The organism is Butyrivibrio sp. NC3005, from assembly GCF_000424545.1.
GTDB lineage: Bacteria > Bacillota > Clostridia > Lachnospirales > Lachnospiraceae > Butyrivibrio.
This window is the reverse complement of record NZ_AUKC01000025.1, coordinates 39,698-59,824: the sequence shown is the minus strand read 5'-3', so window position 1 is coordinate 59,824 and position 20,127 is coordinate 39,698. Positions and strand designations below refer to the sequence as shown.

16 protein-coding genes are annotated in these 20,127 nt (G+C 35.4%); all 16 read right to left on the bottom strand.

Going from position 1 to position 20,127, the window contains the following annotated elements:
* Window positions 1-265 (bottom strand): MerR family transcriptional regulator (locus G634_RS0108215; RefSeq protein ID WP_026504885.1); only part of this gene is annotated, 265 nt, incomplete at its 3' end.
* A 204-nt stretch (window positions 266-469) separates the two neighbouring features.
* Window positions 470-1,159, bottom strand: coding sequence for a flavodoxin family protein (locus G634_RS0108210; RefSeq protein WP_026504884.1), 690 nt, complete (start codon window positions 1,157-1,159; stop codon window positions 470-472).
* Between the two features lie 632 nt (window positions 1,160-1,791).
* Window positions 1,792-2,250 (bottom strand): GNAT family N-acetyltransferase, encoded by a 459-nt coding sequence (locus tag G634_RS0108200; protein WP_196805305.1) that lies wholly within the window; start codon window positions 2,248-2,250, stop codon window positions 1,792-1,794.
* 76 nt (window positions 2,251-2,326) lie between these two features.
* Entirely contained in the window at window positions 2,327-3,658 is a 1,332-nt protein-coding gene (locus tag G634_RS0108195) for a sensor histidine kinase (RefSeq protein WP_026504881.1), read from the bottom strand.
* Between the two features lies 1 nt (window position 3,659).
* Window positions 3,660-4,382 (bottom strand): LytR/AlgR family response regulator transcription factor, encoded by a 723-nt coding sequence (locus G634_RS0108190; protein ID WP_026504880.1) that lies wholly within the window; start codon window positions 4,380-4,382, stop codon window positions 3,660-3,662.
* 81 nt (window positions 4,383-4,463) lie between these two features.
* Complete coding sequence (locus G634_RS0108185; RefSeq protein ID WP_026504879.1) at window positions 4,464-6,449, bottom strand: FtsX-like permease family protein; 1,986 nt, start codon at window positions 6,447-6,449, stop codon at window positions 4,464-4,466.
* A gap of 10 nt (window positions 6,450-6,459) precedes the next feature.
* The gene (locus G634_RS0108180; RefSeq protein ID WP_035799359.1) at window positions 6,460-7,215 is read right to left on the bottom strand and encodes an ABC transporter ATP-binding protein; all 756 of its coding nucleotides are present in this window, start codon (window positions 7,213-7,215) and stop codon (window positions 6,460-6,462) included.
* A 567-nt stretch (window positions 7,216-7,782) separates the two neighbouring features.
* Complete coding sequence (locus G634_RS20270) at window positions 7,783-10,098, bottom strand: CPBP family glutamic-type intramembrane protease (protein ID WP_051233772.1); 2,316 nt, start codon at window positions 10,096-10,098, stop codon at window positions 7,783-7,785.
* Window positions 10,095-11,465: an ABC transporter permease gene (locus tag G634_RS0108170; protein WP_026504877.1), complete on the bottom strand. Its 1,371-nt coding sequence runs from the start codon at window positions 11,463-11,465 to the stop codon at window positions 10,095-10,097. The genes G634_RS20270 and G634_RS0108170 overlap by 4 nt, the downstream gene beginning before the upstream one ends.
* On the bottom strand, window positions 11,458-12,441 hold the full coding sequence (locus G634_RS18500; protein WP_051233771.1) for an ABC transporter ATP-binding protein: 984 nt from the start codon (window positions 12,439-12,441) through the stop codon (window positions 11,458-11,460). Before G634_RS18500 ends, G634_RS0108170 begins: the two co-directional genes overlap by 8 nt.
* A gap of 143 nt (window positions 12,442-12,584) precedes the next feature.
* The gene (locus G634_RS0108160) at window positions 12,585-13,607 is read right to left on the bottom strand and encodes an ABC transporter permease (protein WP_330364797.1); all 1,023 of its coding nucleotides are present in this window, start codon (window positions 13,605-13,607) and stop codon (window positions 12,585-12,587) included.
* A complete protein-coding gene (locus G634_RS0108155) occupies window positions 13,592-14,674 on the bottom strand; it encodes an ABC transporter permease (RefSeq protein ID WP_026504875.1) in 1,083 nt (360 codons plus the stop codon). Before G634_RS0108155 ends, G634_RS0108160 begins: the two co-directional genes overlap by 16 nt.
* The gene (locus tag G634_RS0108150) at window positions 14,671-16,173 is read right to left on the bottom strand and encodes a sugar ABC transporter ATP-binding protein (protein WP_026504874.1); all 1,503 of its coding nucleotides are present in this window, start codon (window positions 16,171-16,173) and stop codon (window positions 14,671-14,673) included. Before G634_RS0108150 ends, G634_RS0108155 begins: the two co-directional genes overlap by 4 nt.
* A gap of 84 nt (window positions 16,174-16,257) precedes the next feature.
* Window positions 16,258-17,238, bottom strand: a complete 981-nt coding sequence (locus G634_RS0108145; RefSeq protein ID WP_026504873.1) for a substrate-binding domain-containing protein — start codon at window positions 17,236-17,238, stop codon at window positions 16,258-16,260.
* A gap of 185 nt (window positions 17,239-17,423) precedes the next feature.
* Window positions 17,424-18,680, bottom strand: coding sequence for a response regulator (locus G634_RS0108140; RefSeq protein WP_026504872.1), 1,257 nt, complete (start codon window positions 18,678-18,680; stop codon window positions 17,424-17,426).
* Window positions 18,661-20,127 carry a sensor histidine kinase gene (locus tag G634_RS0108135; protein ID WP_026504871.1) on the bottom strand — a complete coding sequence of 489 codons (1,467 nt, stop codon included), beginning with the start codon at window positions 20,125-20,127 and terminating at the stop codon, window positions 18,661-18,663. Before G634_RS0108135 ends, G634_RS0108140 begins: the two co-directional genes overlap by 20 nt.

The window sequence follows — 20,127 nt, the reverse complement described above, 5'->3', positions numbered from 1 at the left end:
CTATAAGATACGTTCTCACATTTTCAATTTGCCACTCTAAGTCATCTTTTTGTTTTTGACTCGATACTCGGCAATATCCAATTGTGATACGATTTTTAGGCTTTACATTCATTACTTGGTTAAGTTGTTCATCAGAATAATATCTATAACCACTTGTTGTAGTATGATGTGGATGAAGTTTTCCGTTAGCATCCCAATTTCGTAATGTCTGCGCAGATACACCTATAATCTTTGAAAATTCATGTATAGAATAATATTTACTCAAAGTGCTAGCTCCTTTCAATATTATTATACATCAGCAAACTATAAAACGCAACATCTTTTTATATAGTTTTATAAGTATTATTCAACAGTTATTAACCTCTTCTAACAATCTTCTATACAAACTGCACCATTAATCCCGCAAGCGCACATCTAACAAAAGCTAATGCCTCGCCAATAAAAAATCCTTTGATATGAAACCAATAAATCACTTCCAAGGACGCTTGTCAGCTGTCCAGCCTTTTTCGTTCCAATGTTCCATATCCTTAGGATTGTATCCATTCTTTTGTATAAATCGACATAGCATAAACCAAGCCTTTAATTTAGCACTTGGCTTCACTTTTCCATGGTTGTTTTTAATTGCTGTCGCCAGTCTATCTGTATCTTTATGAATCTTGGCCAATTTCTTCTCAGAAACCTCTTCCCAACTTGTAGCTGCCACAGCCATTCCATATTTATAAATCTTTGGAATTCCCCAATTAAACAAACTGTCTGCCATATCTTTGTTGGTAGATTTCATTCCTGCCCCTGCTGCAGTACTTATGCAAACACCCTGCTTTTTAAACATCTTTTCCTCTGGTCTATGAACCATCCATCTATAACCAAGATGATCCAAAAATGCTTTCATCGAACCTGTTGAGTGCAAAACATAAACGGGGCTTGTTAGTATCACAACATCAGCTTCATCTAAAGCCTCTACTATAGGCTTCAACTTTTCATGATGTGGGCAGGCCTCCTCGCCTTTCATAAAACAATTGGTACACCCCAGACAAAACTCTCCAAAATCTTTTGGAAGAAAATACTCCTTTGTATCTCCACCAATTTTATCCGCCAACTCTTTGCCTATATGGTAAGTCGATCCCTGATGATTCTGACCGTAAATTATTAATGTTTTCATATTCATCTCCTGCCTCTCTATACTCGTCCATCTTTAGAGCCTTACCATCTTTCAACTAAAGCTTCATCTTTATTAAATACTCTGTAGTTCCTTCTTCTAGCTTTCTTTCACCACTATCGTGAAAACCATGGACCTCATAGTTTGATTATATGTACTGCTGACGACTATTCTCATACGCCTCCCGTAACCCCTTGATATACGCATGATAGGTTTCCGAGATAGGGAAAGAATCTGTCTTAGAGACGTAGTCAAAACCTTGTATGTCCTGATTCGAAAACTTCTGAAGATAGGTGAATTTAACTTGTCCGTCTTCGAAGTGCATCTCCGCATCCGAATATAACTTTAACATAAATTCATAGTCTCTTTGCCCTAATCTATGCAAAATATTTGCCAAGGTTTCATCCACGAGATAACCTATCTCCGTGTCCTTTTTATAGCGTTGTCCAAAAAACGCTTCGTAATCTACTTCTTCGATAGGGCAACTATGTCTGCCCCAAGCAGTATCCATATAATAAAATCGATTGTTAAACCCTTGGAACCCTAAATCCTTATAGGGATTTACATTCGGGATTGATATACTTTTTATATACAACATATTTCTTTTCTAGACCTCTAACCCCGTCCCACAGGGTTCATTTCAAAGACAGTACATACACCTGGCAGGGATTCCACTCATCCCATAAAAGAGGGAACACTTCCAGTTCCTTGAATCCACAGCTGATGTAAAAATGATTGGTTTTGTCATAATCATCGTATACACCCATTTTTACTGTCTTCACTTGCATGAATTCATAGCCCTGGCTTCTAGCAACCTCTTTTGCTCTTACTACCAGCTGTCGTCCTATACCACTCCGATGATGGTCTTTCAAGACGCCCATCACAGCTAGTTCGACTGTAGCCTTGCCAGTTTCTTTTAAACAGAGGAATCCCACGTATTTCTCTGCTTCCTTAGCAGCTAAAAATGTCCAATCCGCACTTCCTGTGATGTATTCTTCTCTGCTTTCCTCGATTCCAAACCACTCTGTGAGAGCCTCTAATATGTTTCTTGCAATCGTCTGTTTTTCCTGTGGATTTGTAATCTCTACAACCATGATTTTCTGCCCCTTTACATACCCTTAATTCTGCGTTTCATCCGGATAGTCCCAGAAACCACCTGTATGGAAGTTTTTATTTCCCAAGGGTTTTGCCGTTAGTTAAAATATCAAAGTTCTTTATTGGAATCGTTACTTTAACACAAAACTCAAAATTATCAGCCGCGATAGACATGGAGCCATTGCATTCCTTTAAATTCTTTTGGATATTAGCTATTCCAAATCCATGGTTATTTATGTCTTCCTTGGTTGTTTTCATTTTTTCGGGTCTCAAAATGCTCTCTTGTGTCATCGCATTTGCTACCATAATCTGAGCATATCTGTTACCTTCTTTCAACGTCACTTTAATATAGCGTTCACGCCCCTCTGGAAGTCTCTTTTGTTCTTCGATGGCATTCGACAATAGATTTGAATATATAGATGACAAACCAATACTATCCACTGTCAGTGGCTTATGTATGTTTCCAATTACTGAAAATGTTACATCATCATCTATACTATCTGAATAATAATTCGTCATGGCATCCAAAATATCATTACCCGTTTTATATCCCTTATTTACCAGACTATTTGTATCTTCATAAAGATTGGAAATATATCCTTCAAGACTATCATAATTTTTTTCATCAAGTAGTGCTTTTATACAAATCATATGGTTATTTATATCATGACGATACTTTCTGGTGTCTGCCTCTTTATCCAACAAAGACAAATAGTAGTTTTTCTCCATCTGATATAATTCATGTTCTGCTGTAGCGTGCTTCTCCAACTGCTCTGCCAACCATTTCTTATATAGAATGGTAATTTCTAGCAACAACAAAGAAACAGCACCAAAACTGGTATAGAGAGTATCTTCGAAAGCATTAAAATTACCTATTATAATCTCTCTATAGCACCACCAAAGGCAAGTGAAAATATCAAATAGACCTAGAAAAATCAAATAATCCAAAAAACTACCAATCTTACGAATCCTTCCACTATCAAAATTAGATATCACTTTTCTAATCACTATTGCAAATACTAATACTGCTATGGTTTCTCCAGCAAAATATAAAGACAAATAGAAAAAATTAGTTTCAATATTGTATGTCCTGCGAGCAAACCAAGTTTCAATGGACAGTAGCAAACAATCTTTCATCAGCGCTATTAGAACAGCGCTCTCAATCTTATCTCGTAACTTTTCCTTGTCGATCATGAAAGGGATGGTAATAAATGCTATTCGAATCCCATAAAATGCTTCACCACCAGGTTCAAATGTACGCCCTAGAACAGCCCAAAACAGTACTAAAATAGCTATTCCGATACAAACAGCATATCGACGCTTAACACGAATCTTCAAACTCCACAAAATAAAGAAATATTGCGTCATGGTAAAAGCATAAGTCAAAATAATTAATCCTAATTCCATGTCAACCTCCATAATGTAAATCATACTCTACATAATCTTTTTCAAACTTCTGAAGGTTTCTTCTGGATATTTTTAGCTCTTCACCGTTTTTTAACTGTATTACGCCTTTATTCACACGACTTATATGCTTTAATCCAACAAGATATTGTCGATGAATACGTGAAAACAAACGACAGTCTAATTCTTCTTCCATCTTTTCAAGAGAAACATTTTTGGTAAATACATTATTTGCCGTATATACTTCCACATATCCATTGTAGGCTCTTAAGTAAAAAATTTCATTCTGTGCAATATTGTACTTGATCCGATTAAGATAAACCTCTATTGTACTTCCACCAACAGCTTTTTCCATTGAAGAAGAAATAGCCTCCTCTATTTCTTCTTCCTTTAAAGGCTTATTAAGATAACGATGTGCATTAATCCTAAACGCCTCGCCATAGCGTTTATCATTGCTAGTGGCCATTATAATACGGCAATTTGAGTTTTTATTCAAAATCTCCTTCCCTGCCTCAAGACCATCCATTTCAGGCATTTCAATATCCAGGAACACAATATCCATATCCTCAATATTATCTAGTAATTCTTTTGCTGTGCCATAAATTTTTATTTCAAAAAACTCATCGTCATCTCCGTACAATTTATTTAAGGCAGCTAAAATCTTGTTTTGTATTAATATACAAATTTGTGGTTCATCATCACAAATACCTATGATTGTCTTCTTCAAAACCTGTCCCCCTTCGCTAGTCTCAAAATATTTATACAATATATCATCATGAGATTCAATATCGTAGGGGAATAACGAAAACTATTGTAAAACAATGCTTGTATAAACCTTATAAGCACCGTAGTACATAATCATGTACGCTGTTAGTAATGCTCCCGAAAATACCAATATGCATATTCTCGTAAAATCCATATCTGTAAGCATAAACAACTTTAATAAATCGCAGATTATCTTAAAGCAGGCGATTACATGGAAAAATGCCATCCCAATAGGGATAAAAAACAATATTCCATTTTCAGCCATAATGCAACGTTTAATCTCCCCAGCAGTCATGCCTATTTTTTCCATTATTCTTACATTGTCAGCATCGTCCACTGCTTCCTGTATCTGTTTGTAATACATGATAAAAATCATATACATTACAAAAATCAAACTAATAAATGTACCAATGAATAAAAATATAGCATTTTGCTCATATCTGGTTCGTTTCTGAGTAGCATTACTATCATAATAATCTACTGATTCTATTTGCTTTAACTTTTCAGTTAAAATAGTCTCCACTCTTGTCTCATCCTCGATATCCCCTGAAACGTTATAATCTACATAATGGAAGATTTCTCTCGTATTCCCCTTACCTGCTAAATACTCATGAATATCCTCAATATCTTCGTAGTCCTTTACTATGATTGCGAACTTATATCCATACTTGATGTTATCTACGTAAAAATCGGACGAGGGTGAAAGAGTCCCTTTGACTTTAAAATATCTACCGTAAACATTAAGAGTATCAAAATCCTTCATATCAAGGTCTATATCAGGAACAAAATATACTTCGCCGTTTTCAAGCTTTAAATTTGTGTTCTCACTCTTATTGAAATCTTCCAAACTAACAAAAGATATTATTTCCGGCAACGATCTATTTGATACGTTATCATTTAAAAATGTACCGTTTTCTTCATCAAAGACTGTCTGAAATGCGTACTCATCCATCGTACCTATAGTTTCTACATCAACTCTAGCCTCAGTAGCAGCTTCATAAACTGCGTCGACCACAAGTCCAACATCTTCGCGATTTTTTGTGTTTATTTCTCCATCAACCTTATATGCAGCACTTGCCTGTCTATCTGTCCCTAGATAAAGAGCTATAGTAGTAGATGCTCCGATTACTATACAGGTAAATAAAATGTTAATCACAGCCAAAGAAAGTGCATTATTCTTTGTTCTTGAAATAAGTTTTGCTATGGTTGTGAAAAATGTATTCTTATAGTAAATTCCATCTTTCTTTTTCAAATAAAACTCTATCATCACAACGAAGCATGAAATAACCAGATAACTTCCGATAAACAAAAATACAAGTGCTATAAATATATTGGAAATACTATTTATAAGATCATCTACGGTATTAACATATATATATGCCCCTACAATTAAGGCCAATCCACATATTCCCTTAATAAAATCAGTCGCCTTTAATCTTTTTATAACCTTGTTGGAATCCTCAGCCTTTAATAGTGTAATCACTTGCTGCTTACGAATAGTTTTCTTATTCTTCATAAGAATTAGAAAATCTATTCCTAAGAATATAAACATCGTGATCCAAATATTTGAAAACATAAAACCATTTTGGTATTTAGAATCACATCTCATAAGTGAAAACAATCCTTCATACACAAATCTTTGAGATAGAACGCCCAAAAGTATTCCTAGAAAAACTGAAGTTAAATACATATATAATGCTTCAAATGTCATAATGCTGTTTATATGCTTTGATTCCAATCCCCAAACTGCATATAACCCCAGCTCTTTATTTCTTCGTTTGATAAAAATTTTATTGGTGTATGTTTTAAACACCAGTGTAACTACGGATAAGAATAGGCATCCCAAATATAATATTAGTTTTAAAGACGCTGCGCCTGACGCATTATTCAATCCTGGATTAGTAGCCATAAAAATATACAGATAAAGTGTCATGACTGTAAAAACACTTACAATCAGGTTTGCCAAATGATACTTTTTATTCTCAAAAATATTTTTAAAGGCTATCTTCGCCCAAAAGCTTTGTTTCATAACACCTCACCTACTTTCCACTGTTATATAAAAAGTTTGCTATCTCTTCCTCAAACTCGTCATCATTTCGGTCAGCTTTATCAAGAGTATTTCCTATCATTCCATCTTTTAGGAATAATACCTTTTTTGCCTTTGATGCAGATTTGATGCTATGGGTAACCATAATTATTGTCTGTCCCTTTTCATTAAATGTCTGAAACAACTCCATAAGCTGGTCTGAATTCTTTGAATCCAAAGCTCCTGTTGGCTCATCTGCAAGCACAAGTTGAGGGTCACAAACCAAAGCTCTTGCCACAGCTGTTCTCTGCTTTTCTCCACCTGAAATTTCATATGGATACTTGTCTAAAAGCTTTGTAATACCTGTCTGTTCTGCCAATTCATTAACCTTCTCATCTATCTCTTTCTTGCTCTTATTTAAAAGAACTAACGGAAATGCGATATTATCCTTTACTGTAAAATAATTCAAAAGATTGAAATCCTGAAATACGAATCCAAGATTCTCTCTTCTAAATTTACAAATCTCTTTATTGTTCATTTTAGAAACATCAACTCCGCCTATTACTACTTCACCACTTGTAGGTGTATCAAGAGACGCAATAATATTTAAAGTTGTGGTCTTGCCTGAACCAGATTCTCCCATAATAGCAATAAAATCGCCTTCCTTTGCTTGGAAATCAACTCCTTTTAGTGCCTCATATTTCACACCACTTTTTTCAACACTATAAATTTTGTGTAAATCCCACAGTTCCAACATTATTTTTTCCATATTTACTTCCTTTCCTCTGGGTTCGCCCGATACCTAGAGTATAATGAAGTAATCTTGCAAAAACCGTCTACCCCATTAAACGGTCTTAAAATCCCTTAAATGGTAAAAAAATCATAAAAAAGAACAGCTACCTCAAGCTGCTTTTTCGTTTGACCTTACAGCGATTCTAACCTAAAGAATTTATCTATTTTACTTTTAATACAGAGCCTGCAATTTATTGATAAACATAAAAATCCCCATTCATTAGACATTTTTGTCTAACAAATGGGGTTCAGTTCACATTGGTAGAGGTCGTTTCGACAAGCTGGAATTTATATAAATAAATCAATAGCAATATAAACTGCTAGCAGAACTGTTTATAAACGTTGGTCTGGGGTTTAAAGGCATAAATAATGCCTTTTAATCTGCTTTTGGCAGACGACATAATTTAAAAGTGTTTAAATTATGCCGCATTCTTATGCGCTGTTTTTTAGCGCATTACGTACCACTACGTTTATAATCAAGCGAAAGCGTGTCTGCGACGAAAAATATCCTTTTAAACAAATAAATTTCAGCTTCCTACTCTTATCAGTGTGAAAAAATCAATGAATATGCTGTAATAAACAAGCTAATAACTGCAAACAGCACTGAGCCAGAGTTCAAAAATGCAATTGGTGAAAGCTCTTTTGCTATTACTTCATCCTTTGTTTTCTCAAAACTTATATCTTTCTTTATTATCGTGTAGATAATAGATATTGTTCCCAATACGCTCATAACATACTGAAAATACTGAAGTAATTGTGGTGACAACGGATACAATACTGACGTTGAAGTATTCACAATCATATGCATCACTATAGTCATTATTATATTTCCAGATCTTACATATATGTATCCGAAAATAATACCCATGGCAAAAGCATAAAAGAACTGATATATATTGCAATGGAATAATCCAAATGCAAGTGCTGAATACACAATAGCCATTACTTCGCCATATCTTCTGGTTCTATCGATTATAAGTTTTCTAAATACAAGCTCTTCAAAGATTGGAGCAAGCACTGATACCATAATCATTGCAAGTATATTGTTATCCGAAACAAGTCTTCCAATAGTAGCATTCTCAGCCTCTCCACCTGACAGTATAGATGCAAGAAAAGTACTAAAATATGAAAGTGCTATTGATACAGGAAAAACAGCAAATATTGATCTTATGTACAAACTTTTTGAGACATGCCCTTTTACCTTTTGCACGGAATCATTAGCAAATTTCATAACAAGTGCACATAAAGGACATGCAATACAGTATACTATAACAATATTAATAATCGAAATGTTAGTAGTATCCTTATAAACCTCCGTAAGACTAATATGTTTATGTGCTGCAATAAGATTTGCTATTACATTTCCTATTAATCCTCCAATCGTTTGACCTCCCAGCGTAAGTGCAAGAAGAGCAAATCCAACAATGGTATAAGCTTTTTTTGCTTTATCAATTTTGGCATAATCAAAGCCGCCTGTCACATTACTACTAACCTGTTCTTTATCTTCAAAGTCAGATGTTTTTGAAATTGTCTTACCTGTAATTGAAGATACAATTTCTGCGAAAATTCCCTTTGTACCTCTTTTAAACAATCTGTTCTTATACACTCTTCCAGTCAGAATCGCCAACATGACTGTAAAGAATATAAGAAGCATCATATACAAAATCCATGGAACAATTCCTATTCTGGCAGCCACTATATCTCCTGGCAAAACGAATGCTGCTGTAAAAGGAACAATTCTCATAATTATCATAAATACTTCAGAATTATCTGTAATCATAGGTATATACGTAGCTGCAAAAAAACCAAAAAGTATAAACATTATTGATAAAGAATTAGTCTGTGAAAGTTCTTCTGCAGTTGCTGCAAATGAAGCAAAAAGTGCTGATACACAGCAGTAAAACAAAAAAGCAAAGAGCATTGTGATAACTAAAACAATTAAAAGCATTATAAAGTTATTGCTTATTCCGCCCTCTGGAAGCATATCCATAAATGCGGATATAATTGTTTTTTCATTGGTACCACTTTTTTGGGATATTATGACATTACTGATTGCAAAACCACCTATACCGCACAATATCCATGAAACTACCTGTATCACTGCTTCACAAAATATAGCTGTAACTTTGCCAAATACAATTCCAGAAGGACCTGTTAGAGTCAGAATATACTCCATTAGTTTGGATGTTTTTTCCATACTTATTATCTGTCCAATATTCTGTCCATAAATAACTACCAATACATAAATAAATACCATAGTAATAATAGAGACTGTACTAGACAAAAAATCATGATCTTCCTGACTATCGGATTCTTCTGCTATTACTTTTTTGAAACGAAGATCACTTATTGCCATATTTAGTTTTTCTTCTGAAACATTGGTATTTTTGATCTTCGAATTTTTAAATTCTTTTGCAAAGTCTTTGCCAAAATCTTTGGCATCATCTTTATCTATCTTGCTAAACTCAGGGATATAGATTGTAAGATTACTGCTTTCTTTATCTTCTGTAATTTCAAGTACTACAGACAAATCTTTATCTTCATTAAGATATTTAGAGTCTGATGCTGCCTTTTTTCCACTAATACCTGATATCTCTTTTATGCTTAGAAACGGATAATCTTTTTGATGTTTTTTAACAAAACTATCTGAATCAATTGAAATACCAGTTTCATTAATTACATATGCTGCTTTCAAGTCTTTAACATTGGAATCATCATCAAATACTCCAGATAAAAGAACATTTGAAACAGCTGTTGCTGCAATAATAAAAATGCCCACCAAAATTGTTGATACTATAAACTTAGAGCCATTAACAGCCTGCTTTAATGTAAAATTCAATACTTTTAGCCAGTTCTTCATTCAACCACCTGCTTTTTCATGAGAGTAACCACGTCTTTTATCTTGAGTCGTTTGCCCTGATAAAGAAGCATAGACTCATAAACTGCTGCCGCAAAAATATAAACTACAACCACTGTAATGATAATAACCATTAGTGCAAAAAAACCTGTCATCGTGCTAATTTTCCCTGTCAGTACAAGTGCCGGGGTAATAAATGCACCTGTAATAGGGCATATCGCACAGAAGTTCTGAAAAAATCCAAAATCAGCCGAGCGAAGCATCATAATGATAAGAAACATATCTACATAAACACAGGCTACAAGGAAAAAGCTATATGTTTTAAAAGCATCCTGAAGTTCATCAAGTTTAGATACACTAGCGCCTGTCAAGGCTCCTATAATGGAAAACAAAATAAGTCCTGCCAAAAAATACACTACCGCAATAAGTAACTTTGAAATAGTTATAGTCTCCCAAATAGAAGCAACAGCCATTATTTCACCTTGAGTGCCGGAAGCCGGAAGATTGTCTGCTTCCAAAATCAGACAAAATATCTGTGATAAATAATAACTAGAATATACTGCTACAGTTGTAATCAGTGTTTCAAGAAGTCTTGCACTTATTTTGCCCAAAAGAAGTGCTAAAGGTCTTGTTCCTGTAAGCAAAAACTCAATTACTCTGGAGGACTTTTCAGTAGCAATAGAAGTAGCCACATTACTTGCCGACATATTTATGAGCATAAATACTACCATAAGACCAGCAATCATTATGAAGTAATCGTCCATAGAAATGCCTTTTGATTCTTTTGCAAAAGTTCCATTCTTTGAAGAAGTCATAACTTCAACATTGATATCTTTTGACAGATACTCATAGTCGTTTTTACTTACATCAAGGTTTTTCAAAACTTCTGCCCTATAAAAATCAGAATAGTCTTTCTGAAACTTTGTAAGTTCAGAATCTTTTATATCAGACTTTTTAGAAGTAACAATGGTTACATCAAAACCATTCTTTTTATCATATTCAGTTTTAATAACAAGATTATTATGATTAGAATCTTCCTTAAGCTTTGCAGATGCATCTTCATAAGACATTTTATTGTCTTTTATAAAAGACACTTCTTTATATAGAGCTTTTTTTCTTAATAGGTCATAGTCTATCAAAAGATCTGTTTCATCATAAACATACACAGACTCAATAGAGCTTTTTTCTTTCTTTCCATTTCCTGAATCCTTATCACCATGCATATTTCCTATAAGGATAAGAATCGGCGAAACAAAAAAAGCCATAGCACATAATATTAAAAGAAATACTTTAAACGAAGTCTTTTTGATACCTGTCATAAATTCAAACAAAAAGACCTGCTTAAATCCCCTGAAATCACCTTTATTCACTTACCTTTTCCTCCATCATATCTTCACTAGAAAGTTTTTGACTATCTTCTACGTTTCCATTTACACTTTCGAGGAAAATCTCATGAAGTGAAAGTTCTCTAAGCTCAAATCTTACTATCGTTTTATTCTCCTCGTTCAGACGTTTCATAAGATTCTTTGCTTCCTGCTCATCCCTGACTTTTAACTGGATTCCTGCAGGTGTGTCGTTTACAACTTTTATACCCAACTCACTTATAATATTATTAATGTCTTCATCACATTTAACAAAAAGATTAACTCGTCCATAGGATTTTTTTATCTCATTGAGATTTCCGCAAACAACCACTTTTCCTCTGTTAAGAATAGTTATATCTTCGCAGAACTCCTCGATTACCGGCATCTGATGAGAAGACATAATAATGTATTTCTTCTTATCTATTTCTTCATGAATAACACTTTTAAAAAGCTCTGTATTTACAGGATCAAGACCTGAAAGAGGCTCATCCAATATCAAAAACTGTGGATCAGATATAAGAGCAGCCATAAGCTGAATTTTCTGCTGATTACCTTTGGACAATTGATCAGCTGTAACCTTTTTAACTTTCTTTCCTTTTTTTCTCTCAGGGAAAAGATATTCTGTCACCTTAAGTCTCTCTCCCCAATACTTTATTCTTTCCATTGCAACATCTGTTGACAATCCTTTAAGAGATGCAAAGTATAAAAGCTGATCCATTATAGGATATTTTGGATAAAGACCTCTTTCTTCTGCAAGATATCCAACATTGACCTTACGAGTATCAAACTTCTCACCATCTAGAAGAACTTCCCCGTGATCTTTCGCAAGAATACCCAGAATCATTCGTATCGAGGTAGATTTTCCCGCTCCATTTGTTCCAAGAAGTGCGTAGACACCAGGCTCTTTAAGTTCAAAGGATAAATCCTCAACAACCTGCTTGTCTCCAAATTTTTTTTGCAAATGTTTTACTTCAAATGACATTAATTTTTCCTCAACAATCTTTATTCTTTTTTTCGCTACAAATATAAATTATAACAAAAAAAATTTAAGTTTCCAACTGTATTTGTACAATAAAAAAGTTACTGTATACCAGTTCAAATCAGATATACAGTAACTAAACAGTTTTAATTTTTTTGTCTTCTACTAAGGACTATGCTCTGAAGAAGTATGAAGAAGCAAAGCATTCCGCCAGTTGTAATACTCTGCCACCATGGATCTTTAAGTCCGCTTGATACTACTATCTTCTTAATCGTCGAAAGTGTAACTGTACCAAAGAAAGTTCCAATGATATTACCAACCCCCCCTGTAAGAAGTGTTCCTCCAATAATAGAAGATGCGATTGCATTCATTTCCATTCCAAGCGCATTGGTAGCATTTCCTGCTCCTGTATGCATCATAAGAACAAATCCTGATATTCCGCTGAGTAGTCCGCTTATTATATAACTAAATAAACGTGTTTTATTAACATTTATTCCCAGCATTAAAGCACTTTGCTCATTTCCTCCCATCGCATAGAAATTTCTCCCAAGTCTGTTATACATTAGAAGGATAAAAACTAAAATAATGCATAATAGAGCAATCACAACACCTAGCTCCATTTTTGCAGGAACAAGATTTCCATTTTTGGCTACATATCCCAGGAAAGGAATTTTTATTTTAACATTTCTAAGTGCCTCAAATTTGCTGTTATCAACCTTTACCGGGTTAACTGACAAAATAGTAGTCATTCCTCTTGCAAAGAACATACCTGCAAGCGTTACTATAAATGGCTGAATTTTCAAATAGCTTATTAGAAATCCCTGCACACTGCCAAAAGCTATACCAATTCCAACTGCCATAAGAACTGCTACTAATACATTTCCACCTTTATTAAGATAAAGAATACAGCTCATAGCAACCAGTGAAGTTACCGCTCCTACACTTATGTCTATTCCACCACCAATCATTACAATAGTAAGACCACAGGAAACTATAATCAAACTGGCATTATCATTTAACAAATCAAAAATCTGCTGAGCATGCAAAAAGCCCCCCTGCAAAATAATCATAGCCAAAATATACATAACTGCAAAAATGCATATTGTTATTGTCATCAAAAGCTGTGTATCGGTAAGCGGCTCTTTTCTTTTACTTAAAGCGTTCTGCATTCGCATTCACCTCCCTTAGACTGCGTCTTTGTCCTTTGAAACAGTTTTCTGCAATGTTCTTTCACAACTGGAGAACCGATTACGACTAGCGCTACGATTACAACTGCCTTATATGCCTTAACATCTGTAGAAGAAACCTTCATTGCATATAGAGTTATAGTAAGCATCTGTATTACATATGCTCCAAGGATACTTCCGCTTATTTTAAATTTACCTCCGCCAAGACTGTTACCTCCAATTGCAACTGCCAAAATTGCATCCATTTCTACGTCTAAGAGCAAAGTCTCATGATTTATAAGTCCAAGTCTGCTAACGCCGATACATCCAGAAACAGAAACACAAAAACCTAGAAGAACAAATGATAAAAGCTTTATAAATGTTGTATTGATACCGTTAAGTCTAGCTGCAGACTGATTAATTCCAACTGCCTGTGTCAAAAGTTCTAACGATGTAAAATGAAAAATAAGATAAAAAATTGCAGTAACAATTATGACTATAATAACAGGCATAGGAATAGGAATACCTGGTGCAAAGCTTCCTATAGCAGAAATAACAGGACTCGAAACCGTAGGAGTTGCGCCTCCGTTTATCCAATATGCTATAGATCTTCCGCAAGTATAAAGTATAAGTGTTGCTATCATTGGCTGAATCTTGAATACAGAAACAAGTGTTCCATTGAATGCTCCAAAAAGCATAGCTACTATGCACGAACATATAAAAGCAAAAATAACTGTACCTACCGATATAGATGAAAAAGCCTTAAGCACCTTAACAAATACGCTACCCGCTATAGCAGCAGCTGCGCCGACACTTATATCCTGCCCTTTCGTTGCGGCTGTCACAAGAGTCATTCCAATTGCAAGTATTGCAAGCTCACTTGCCCCATTTATAATACTGATAAAATTTCCTGATAGCACTGCGTTTCCATAATTATTATGTGTAATACCGATACTAAAAAATCCAGGATCTCTTATCAAATTAAATATAACCAGCAAGGTTAGAGCAATAACAGGAATTGTCAGCTGTCCCAATCCGTTTCTGGAAATTCTATTAGATTTTCCCTTCATTTCTCCCCTCCTTTTGCAATGGTCTTCATTACTTTTGTCTGATTAAGATCCTTTCCTTTGAGTTCACCCACAATGTGCCTGTCTCGCATAACAATAAGTCTGCTGCAGGTTCTAAGCATCTCTTCAACCTCAGATGAAATAAATGTAACGCTTACACCTTCTTTAGCTAGCTTAAGGATTAGTTTTTGAATTTCCAGTTTTGTACCTACATCAATACCTCTTGTTGGTTCGTCTAATATCAAATAGTCAGGATGGGTAAGAAGCCATCTTGCCAGAATTACTTTTTGCTGATTACCTCCGCTAAGTGAGCCAACCGGAGTCTCGCTACTTGCTGTCTTAATGTTTAGAGCTTTAATATACTCATCTGCAAACGCTTCCGATTCACTTCTACTTATAGGTTTAAAGAATCCATTCATCACCTGAAGCGCCAGGATAATATTCTCTCGTACGCTTAACTCTGCGATAATACCATCACGTTTTCTATCTTCCGCAAGGTATCCGATTCCATTTTTCATTGCATCTATAGGACGATTAATCTTAACTTCTTTACCATTTATGAATACTTTTCCTTTGGTAACTTTATCAGCACCAAAAATCGCTCTTACAATTTCACTTCTTCCTGAACCAAGAAGCCCTGTAAATCCATTAACTTCTCCTTTTCTGATAGAAAAGGAGAAAGGATTTGTTTCATCACTGCAAAGATTTTTTGATTCATAAAAAACTTCTGAATCTACTGATTCATGAACCTTGCTTTCCTCAAAAGTATCCAATTCGTTTAATTCCTTGCCCATCATCTTGGATACCAGCATTACCTGTGGAAGATCCCTTGTAAGATACTCTCCAACAAGTTCTCCATTTCTAAGTACCGTAATCCTATCACTTACTTCATAAACCTGCTCCAGAAAATGAGTTACAAAAATAATGCCAACACCTTTTGCCTTTAAATCTATCATTAAATCAAAGAGCATCTTTACCTCTTTATCATCAAGAGATGAAGTCGGCTCATCTAATATAAGAACCTTGCAATTCATATCAACGGCTCTTGCTATAGCCACCATCTGCTGAACTGCAAGCGAACATTTTCCTAACTGTTTTGAACCTTTTACCGGTATTCCCAGACTCTTTAACTGCTCGTCTGCTTTTTTCTCATAGCTTTTATGATTAACCCACTTTTCTTTTTTTCTTCCGATAAACATATTTTCAGCCACAGTAAGATTCGGACATAAAGTAATTTCCTGATATACTGTGCTGATTCCGTTTTCCTGAGCATCTTTGGGAGAATGAATGGAAACACTTTTTCCTTCTATTGATATTTCACCATCATCTTTTGGATATACTCCGGTCAAAATTTTTATAAGAGTTGATTTTCCTGCACCATTTTCACCCATTAGTGCATGAATTTCACCTTTTCGCAATGTAAAATCCACATTTTTAAGAGCCTTTACCCCTGGAAAGGACTTCTCTATTCCCCGGAGTTTAAGCAGATATTCATCAGACATACCAATCCTCCTTTTGTGTTAAAAAAGCAGCCTTATTGTCACAAAAATACAACAAGGCTGCTCCTTTTGGCTTATTTCACAGAATTATTCGCCTAAACCATAGGTATCGATGTCGCCCTGAGTAATTGTCTTTGCATCAAAGCCCTTTTCTTCATTGATGATTACTTTTGATGAAGGTTCTTTTCCACTCTTAATAAGGTCACTTATAATCTTGGCCTGGAATGGAGAACACTGTCCATCATAGTTCCATGTACCTGAAAGAAGTTCTCTAAGAGCCCACTTATTGCAGTCAAAACCAATTACTACAACATCACCATCTTTTCCATGAGTAATACCTGCTTCATCAAGTGCTGCTACAGCCCCCTTTGCCATACCATCATTTTCAGCATAGATTACATTGAATTTCTCTTTGCTGTTAATTACAGACTCAACGATTTTCTTAGCTTCTGCTTCATCCCATGTTGCTGTCTGCTGAACGACTTTCTTCATCGTACCAGCTTCAAACTGTGCATCAAGAGCACCTGTACGTCCAATCTGTGCATCAGAACCCATAGCGCCCTGAATATGAATTACGTTGTATTCAGGAAGCTTTTGATCAAGAAGCCAGTTAACAGCTGTCTCACCCTCTTTTGCCATATCTGAAACTACTGCTGCCTCGTAAAGGCTTTCATCTACATCAATCTTTCGGTCGAACAGATATACCTTGATTCCAGCTTCCTTTGCAGACTGAAGGACTTCATCCCAACCTGTTGTCTCAGCTGCAGAAATAAGAAGATAATCAACACCTTCAGTAATAAATCCCTGCGCTGCCTGAAGCTGTTCATCATTCTTAAGGCTGTAGAACGCTTTAAGTTCATAACCATTTTCTTTTGAGAAAACCGATTCCATGTCTTTTACATTAGCTTCACGATAGCCGGACTCTGATGGCGGATTATTAACTACTCCGACAGTAATCGTACTGCCTGATGCTCCGCTTGCCTTCTCACTTTCAGAGCCGCATGCGCAAAGTGAAAAACAAAGCGAAAATGCCATTACCGCTGCTGCAACTTTTGTTAACCTCCTCATGAAATACCCCTCCTTATTTTTGTACTTTCCTGTTACCGCCAAGTCTTATAAATCCTTTTGGTAGTAACTTTTGTCACGACATTTACTAATTAAAGAGTACAAAATTATTGCTTTAGCGTAAATCAACATTCATTTTGGAAGGGTTAAATATCATTTCATTTTTTGATAAAAGGTTAATAATTATTTTACATTGGTTGATTTTGGTATCGCATACGATACTCAGAGGGTGTCATTCTCATATTCTTTTTAAAAATATAACTAAAATAGTGTGCGTCGTTATATCCAACATCAAACGCAATCTGCGAACTTTTGCAAGATGTTGTCCTAAGCATTTCTTTTGCCTTATTAAGCCTTAGGAAGATTAAATATTCAGTAAACGTCTGCCCGTTTTGCTGAGAAAAAACTGTTGAAAATCTGCTGTTACTCATACCGACAGCCCTAGCCACATCCTGAAGCATCAAATTTGAATCTGTAAAATGCTTCGTCATATAAAGTTTTGCTTCGTTTATAACATTCAAACTCTTCTTATCTTCTGTCAAATCTCCAAACTCTCTGCATCCAAGTATAAGAGCTTTCTCATCGTCTTTTTCTACAAGGAGATGCCTTATATGTCTTGCTGACTTAAAGCTTTTTAGTATATCCGAAGGATTATTTACTATTTCACCTATTCCTATCCTTATACTACCGCAGCCTGCTCTTTCAAGTTCCTGTGACAATGAATTTGCAACAGCATACACTCTTTCCTCTGTATCACTTGTACTATCCCCTAATACCAGTAGTCTTGTTCCACTTCTTGCTGAAGACGTATGTACTTTCCCGAAACTTTTATCAGCCAACTCCGCTGCAATAGCCTGACCGTTTGTTACTGGACTAAAAGCTGCATCTATTACGACATAAAACGAAGCATTTACACAGCTTCCCATAGCATTTAACTGTTCTAATACATTGACTGCATCACCTTCCATTGCATCTTCTGAAAACAGTGCATCTATTAGTTTTTCTTTTACGAAACGATTTCCTGTCTCGATTCTTTTTCTTAGACTCTGTGCATGTTCTCTTTCTTTTTTCTCTTGTTCAATAACAAGTCTTACTTTATCCAGACAAATATGAAGTTCCTCTGCATTTATAGGCTTTAGCAGATATTCTTTAACTCCAAGCTGGATACACTTTCTTGCATATTCAAATTCATCATATCCGCTTAGTACTATAATGCTTATCCATGGAAACTGACTTCGCAGGATATTACATAGTTCAATTCCGTCCATGAAAGGCATCTTAATATCCGTGATAACAATATCTGGATTGGTATCACGAATCATTGGAACAGCCATCTCACCATCAGGCGCTTCTCCTACTAGAGTATACTGACTTTCATCCCAGGGAAAAGCCTCCCTTATCCCCTCTCTTACTACAATTTCATCATCAACTAGAAATACCCTCATACTCCATTACCTCTTCTCTTGTTCTGCAGGGAACTTTAAAACCAACTGTTGTTCCGCCACCGTCACTACTTATATCAAGTCCCTGCGTCTGATTATAATAAAGTCTTATCCTGAGATTCACATTTACAAGACCAAAGCCCCCCGACTTCTCGCTAAGAAAAGGCTGCCCCTTTCGCATCCTATCCTGTAAATTGTAAATCTGCATAGGTGTCATCCCTATACCACTGTCTTTTACTTCAAACAAAAGATAGTTATCTTCAAGCCTGACTGTCACTTTAATAACACCGCCGCCCCTTTTTATCTTTATTCCATGATAGAGAGCATTTTCAACAAGTGGCTGCAAAAGGAGTTTTAGTATATAAAAATGACCTATCTCATCTGGAATATCAATCTCGTAGCGCATGATATCCCTATATCTTGTCTGTTGAATTTTCAGATATCCTTCAATATGCTTTTTTTCCTGACTAAGTGGAATCCAGTCTGCTCCTGATGACAAACTGATTCTAAAAAAATCACTTAAAGCACTTGTTAATGCAATAACTTCTGTTTTATCTTCAGCTTCCGCCTTCCACACTATTGCATCAAGCGTATTGTACAAAAAATGTGGATTTATTTGAGCCTGCAGCGTCCTTAGCTCTGCTTTTCGAAGATTTCTTTCATCTTCTATACTTTTTTTCATCATTGTTTCCAGCCTGTCGGCCATTGTATTTACCTGAAAAGTCAAATTTCTTAATTCTGTAACTTCGGTTTCTTTTATTCTGGCATCAAGGGTTCCTTCAGCTAAGGCTTTGGCCACTTTTTCAAGATTATCGATAGGCTTTTTGACAAAGATTGAAGTCTTTTTCATAGACTGTTTTCTTATATAAAGCGCCATTATTACGATGAATGTTTCTATTATAGCAGTCACCATAATTACGGCTTTTAGTGTTAGACTCATCCTGCCTGTTGAGGCTATTTCTTTGGCAACATATTCGTTTAGCATAGAATCTACAAGGTTTGCAACTTCCCTTATTTCCACTAGAACGGCTTCATTTTCTGCTACAGGAACCTCATTGTTTATGTTATTCCTTATCTGATTAACATATTTTTCCAAAGTCTTCATCGTCCTGTTCGCCACAATAAGTGAAAGTCTGTTTTCTTCTCCGGTCGCATTTCTAACTTCATCTATGACTTTCTCGACATTTTCAATAGAATGATATATCCTGCTTTCTTCAATGCTGTCACGACCACTTACTATATTCCAAGCTGTTTCCGGAATCTGCAATGCCACTATGTTTTTCAGACTGGCGATTGTATTCATTCTCGAAATGGCTCTGCTGTACTTACCAGCATAAAACAGCATCAAAACAAGACTTAAACAAATAGGCACAACCAAAATAAGAACCAGTTTGTGACTCATATCATTTATCTGGCCGATAATGCTTTTTTCTGTTTTTTTGCTATTCAT

Bases quoted from the DNA above. Each gene is read 5' to 3' on its own strand.
- G634_RS0108180 (WP_035799359.1), bottom strand. From the start codon at position 7,215: ATGGAAAAAATAATGTTGGAACTGTGGGATTTACACAAAATTTATAGT.
- G634_RS0108185 (WP_026504879.1), bottom strand. From the start codon at position 6,449: ATGAAACAAAGCTTTTGGGCGAAGATAGCCTTTAAAAATATTTTTGAG.
- G634_RS0108160 (WP_330364797.1), bottom strand. From the start codon at position 13,607: ATGCAGAACGCTTTAAGTAAAAGAAAAGAGCCGCTTACCGATACACAG.
- G634_RS0108135 (WP_026504871.1), bottom strand. From the start codon at position 20,127: ATGAATAGCAAAAAAACAGAAAAAAGCATTATCGGCCAGATAAATGAT.
- G634_RS0108150 (WP_026504874.1), bottom strand. From the start codon at position 16,173: ATGTCTGATGAATATCTGCTTAAACTCCGGGGAATAGAGAAGTCCTTT.
- G634_RS0108145 (WP_026504873.1), bottom strand. From the start codon at position 17,238: ATGAGGAGGTTAACAAAAGTTGCAGCAGCGGTAATGGCATTTTCGCTT.
- G634_RS0108210 (WP_026504884.1), bottom strand. From the start codon at position 1,159: ATGAAAACATTAATAATTTACGGTCAGAATCATCAGGGATCGACTTAC.
- G634_RS0108155 (WP_026504875.1), bottom strand. From the start codon at position 14,674: ATGAAGGGAAAATCTAATAGAATTTCCAGAAACGGATTGGGACAGCTG.
- G634_RS0108195 (WP_026504881.1), bottom strand. From the start codon at position 3,658: ATGGAATTAGGATTAATTATTTTGACTTATGCTTTTACCATGACGCAA.
- G634_RS0108200 (WP_196805305.1), bottom strand. From the start codon at position 2,250: ATGGTTGTAGAGATTACAAATCCACAGGAAAAACAGACGATTGCAAGA.
- G634_RS0108140 (WP_026504872.1), bottom strand. From the start codon at position 18,680: ATGAGGGTATTTCTAGTTGATGATGAAATTGTAGTAAGAGAGGGGATA.
- G634_RS18500 (WP_051233771.1), bottom strand. From the start codon at position 12,441: ATGTCATTTGAAGTAAAACATTTGCAAAAAAAATTTGGAGACAAGCAG.
- G634_RS20270 (WP_051233772.1), bottom strand. From the start codon at position 10,098: ATGAAGAACTGGCTAAAAGTATTGAATTTTACATTAAAGCAGGCTGTT.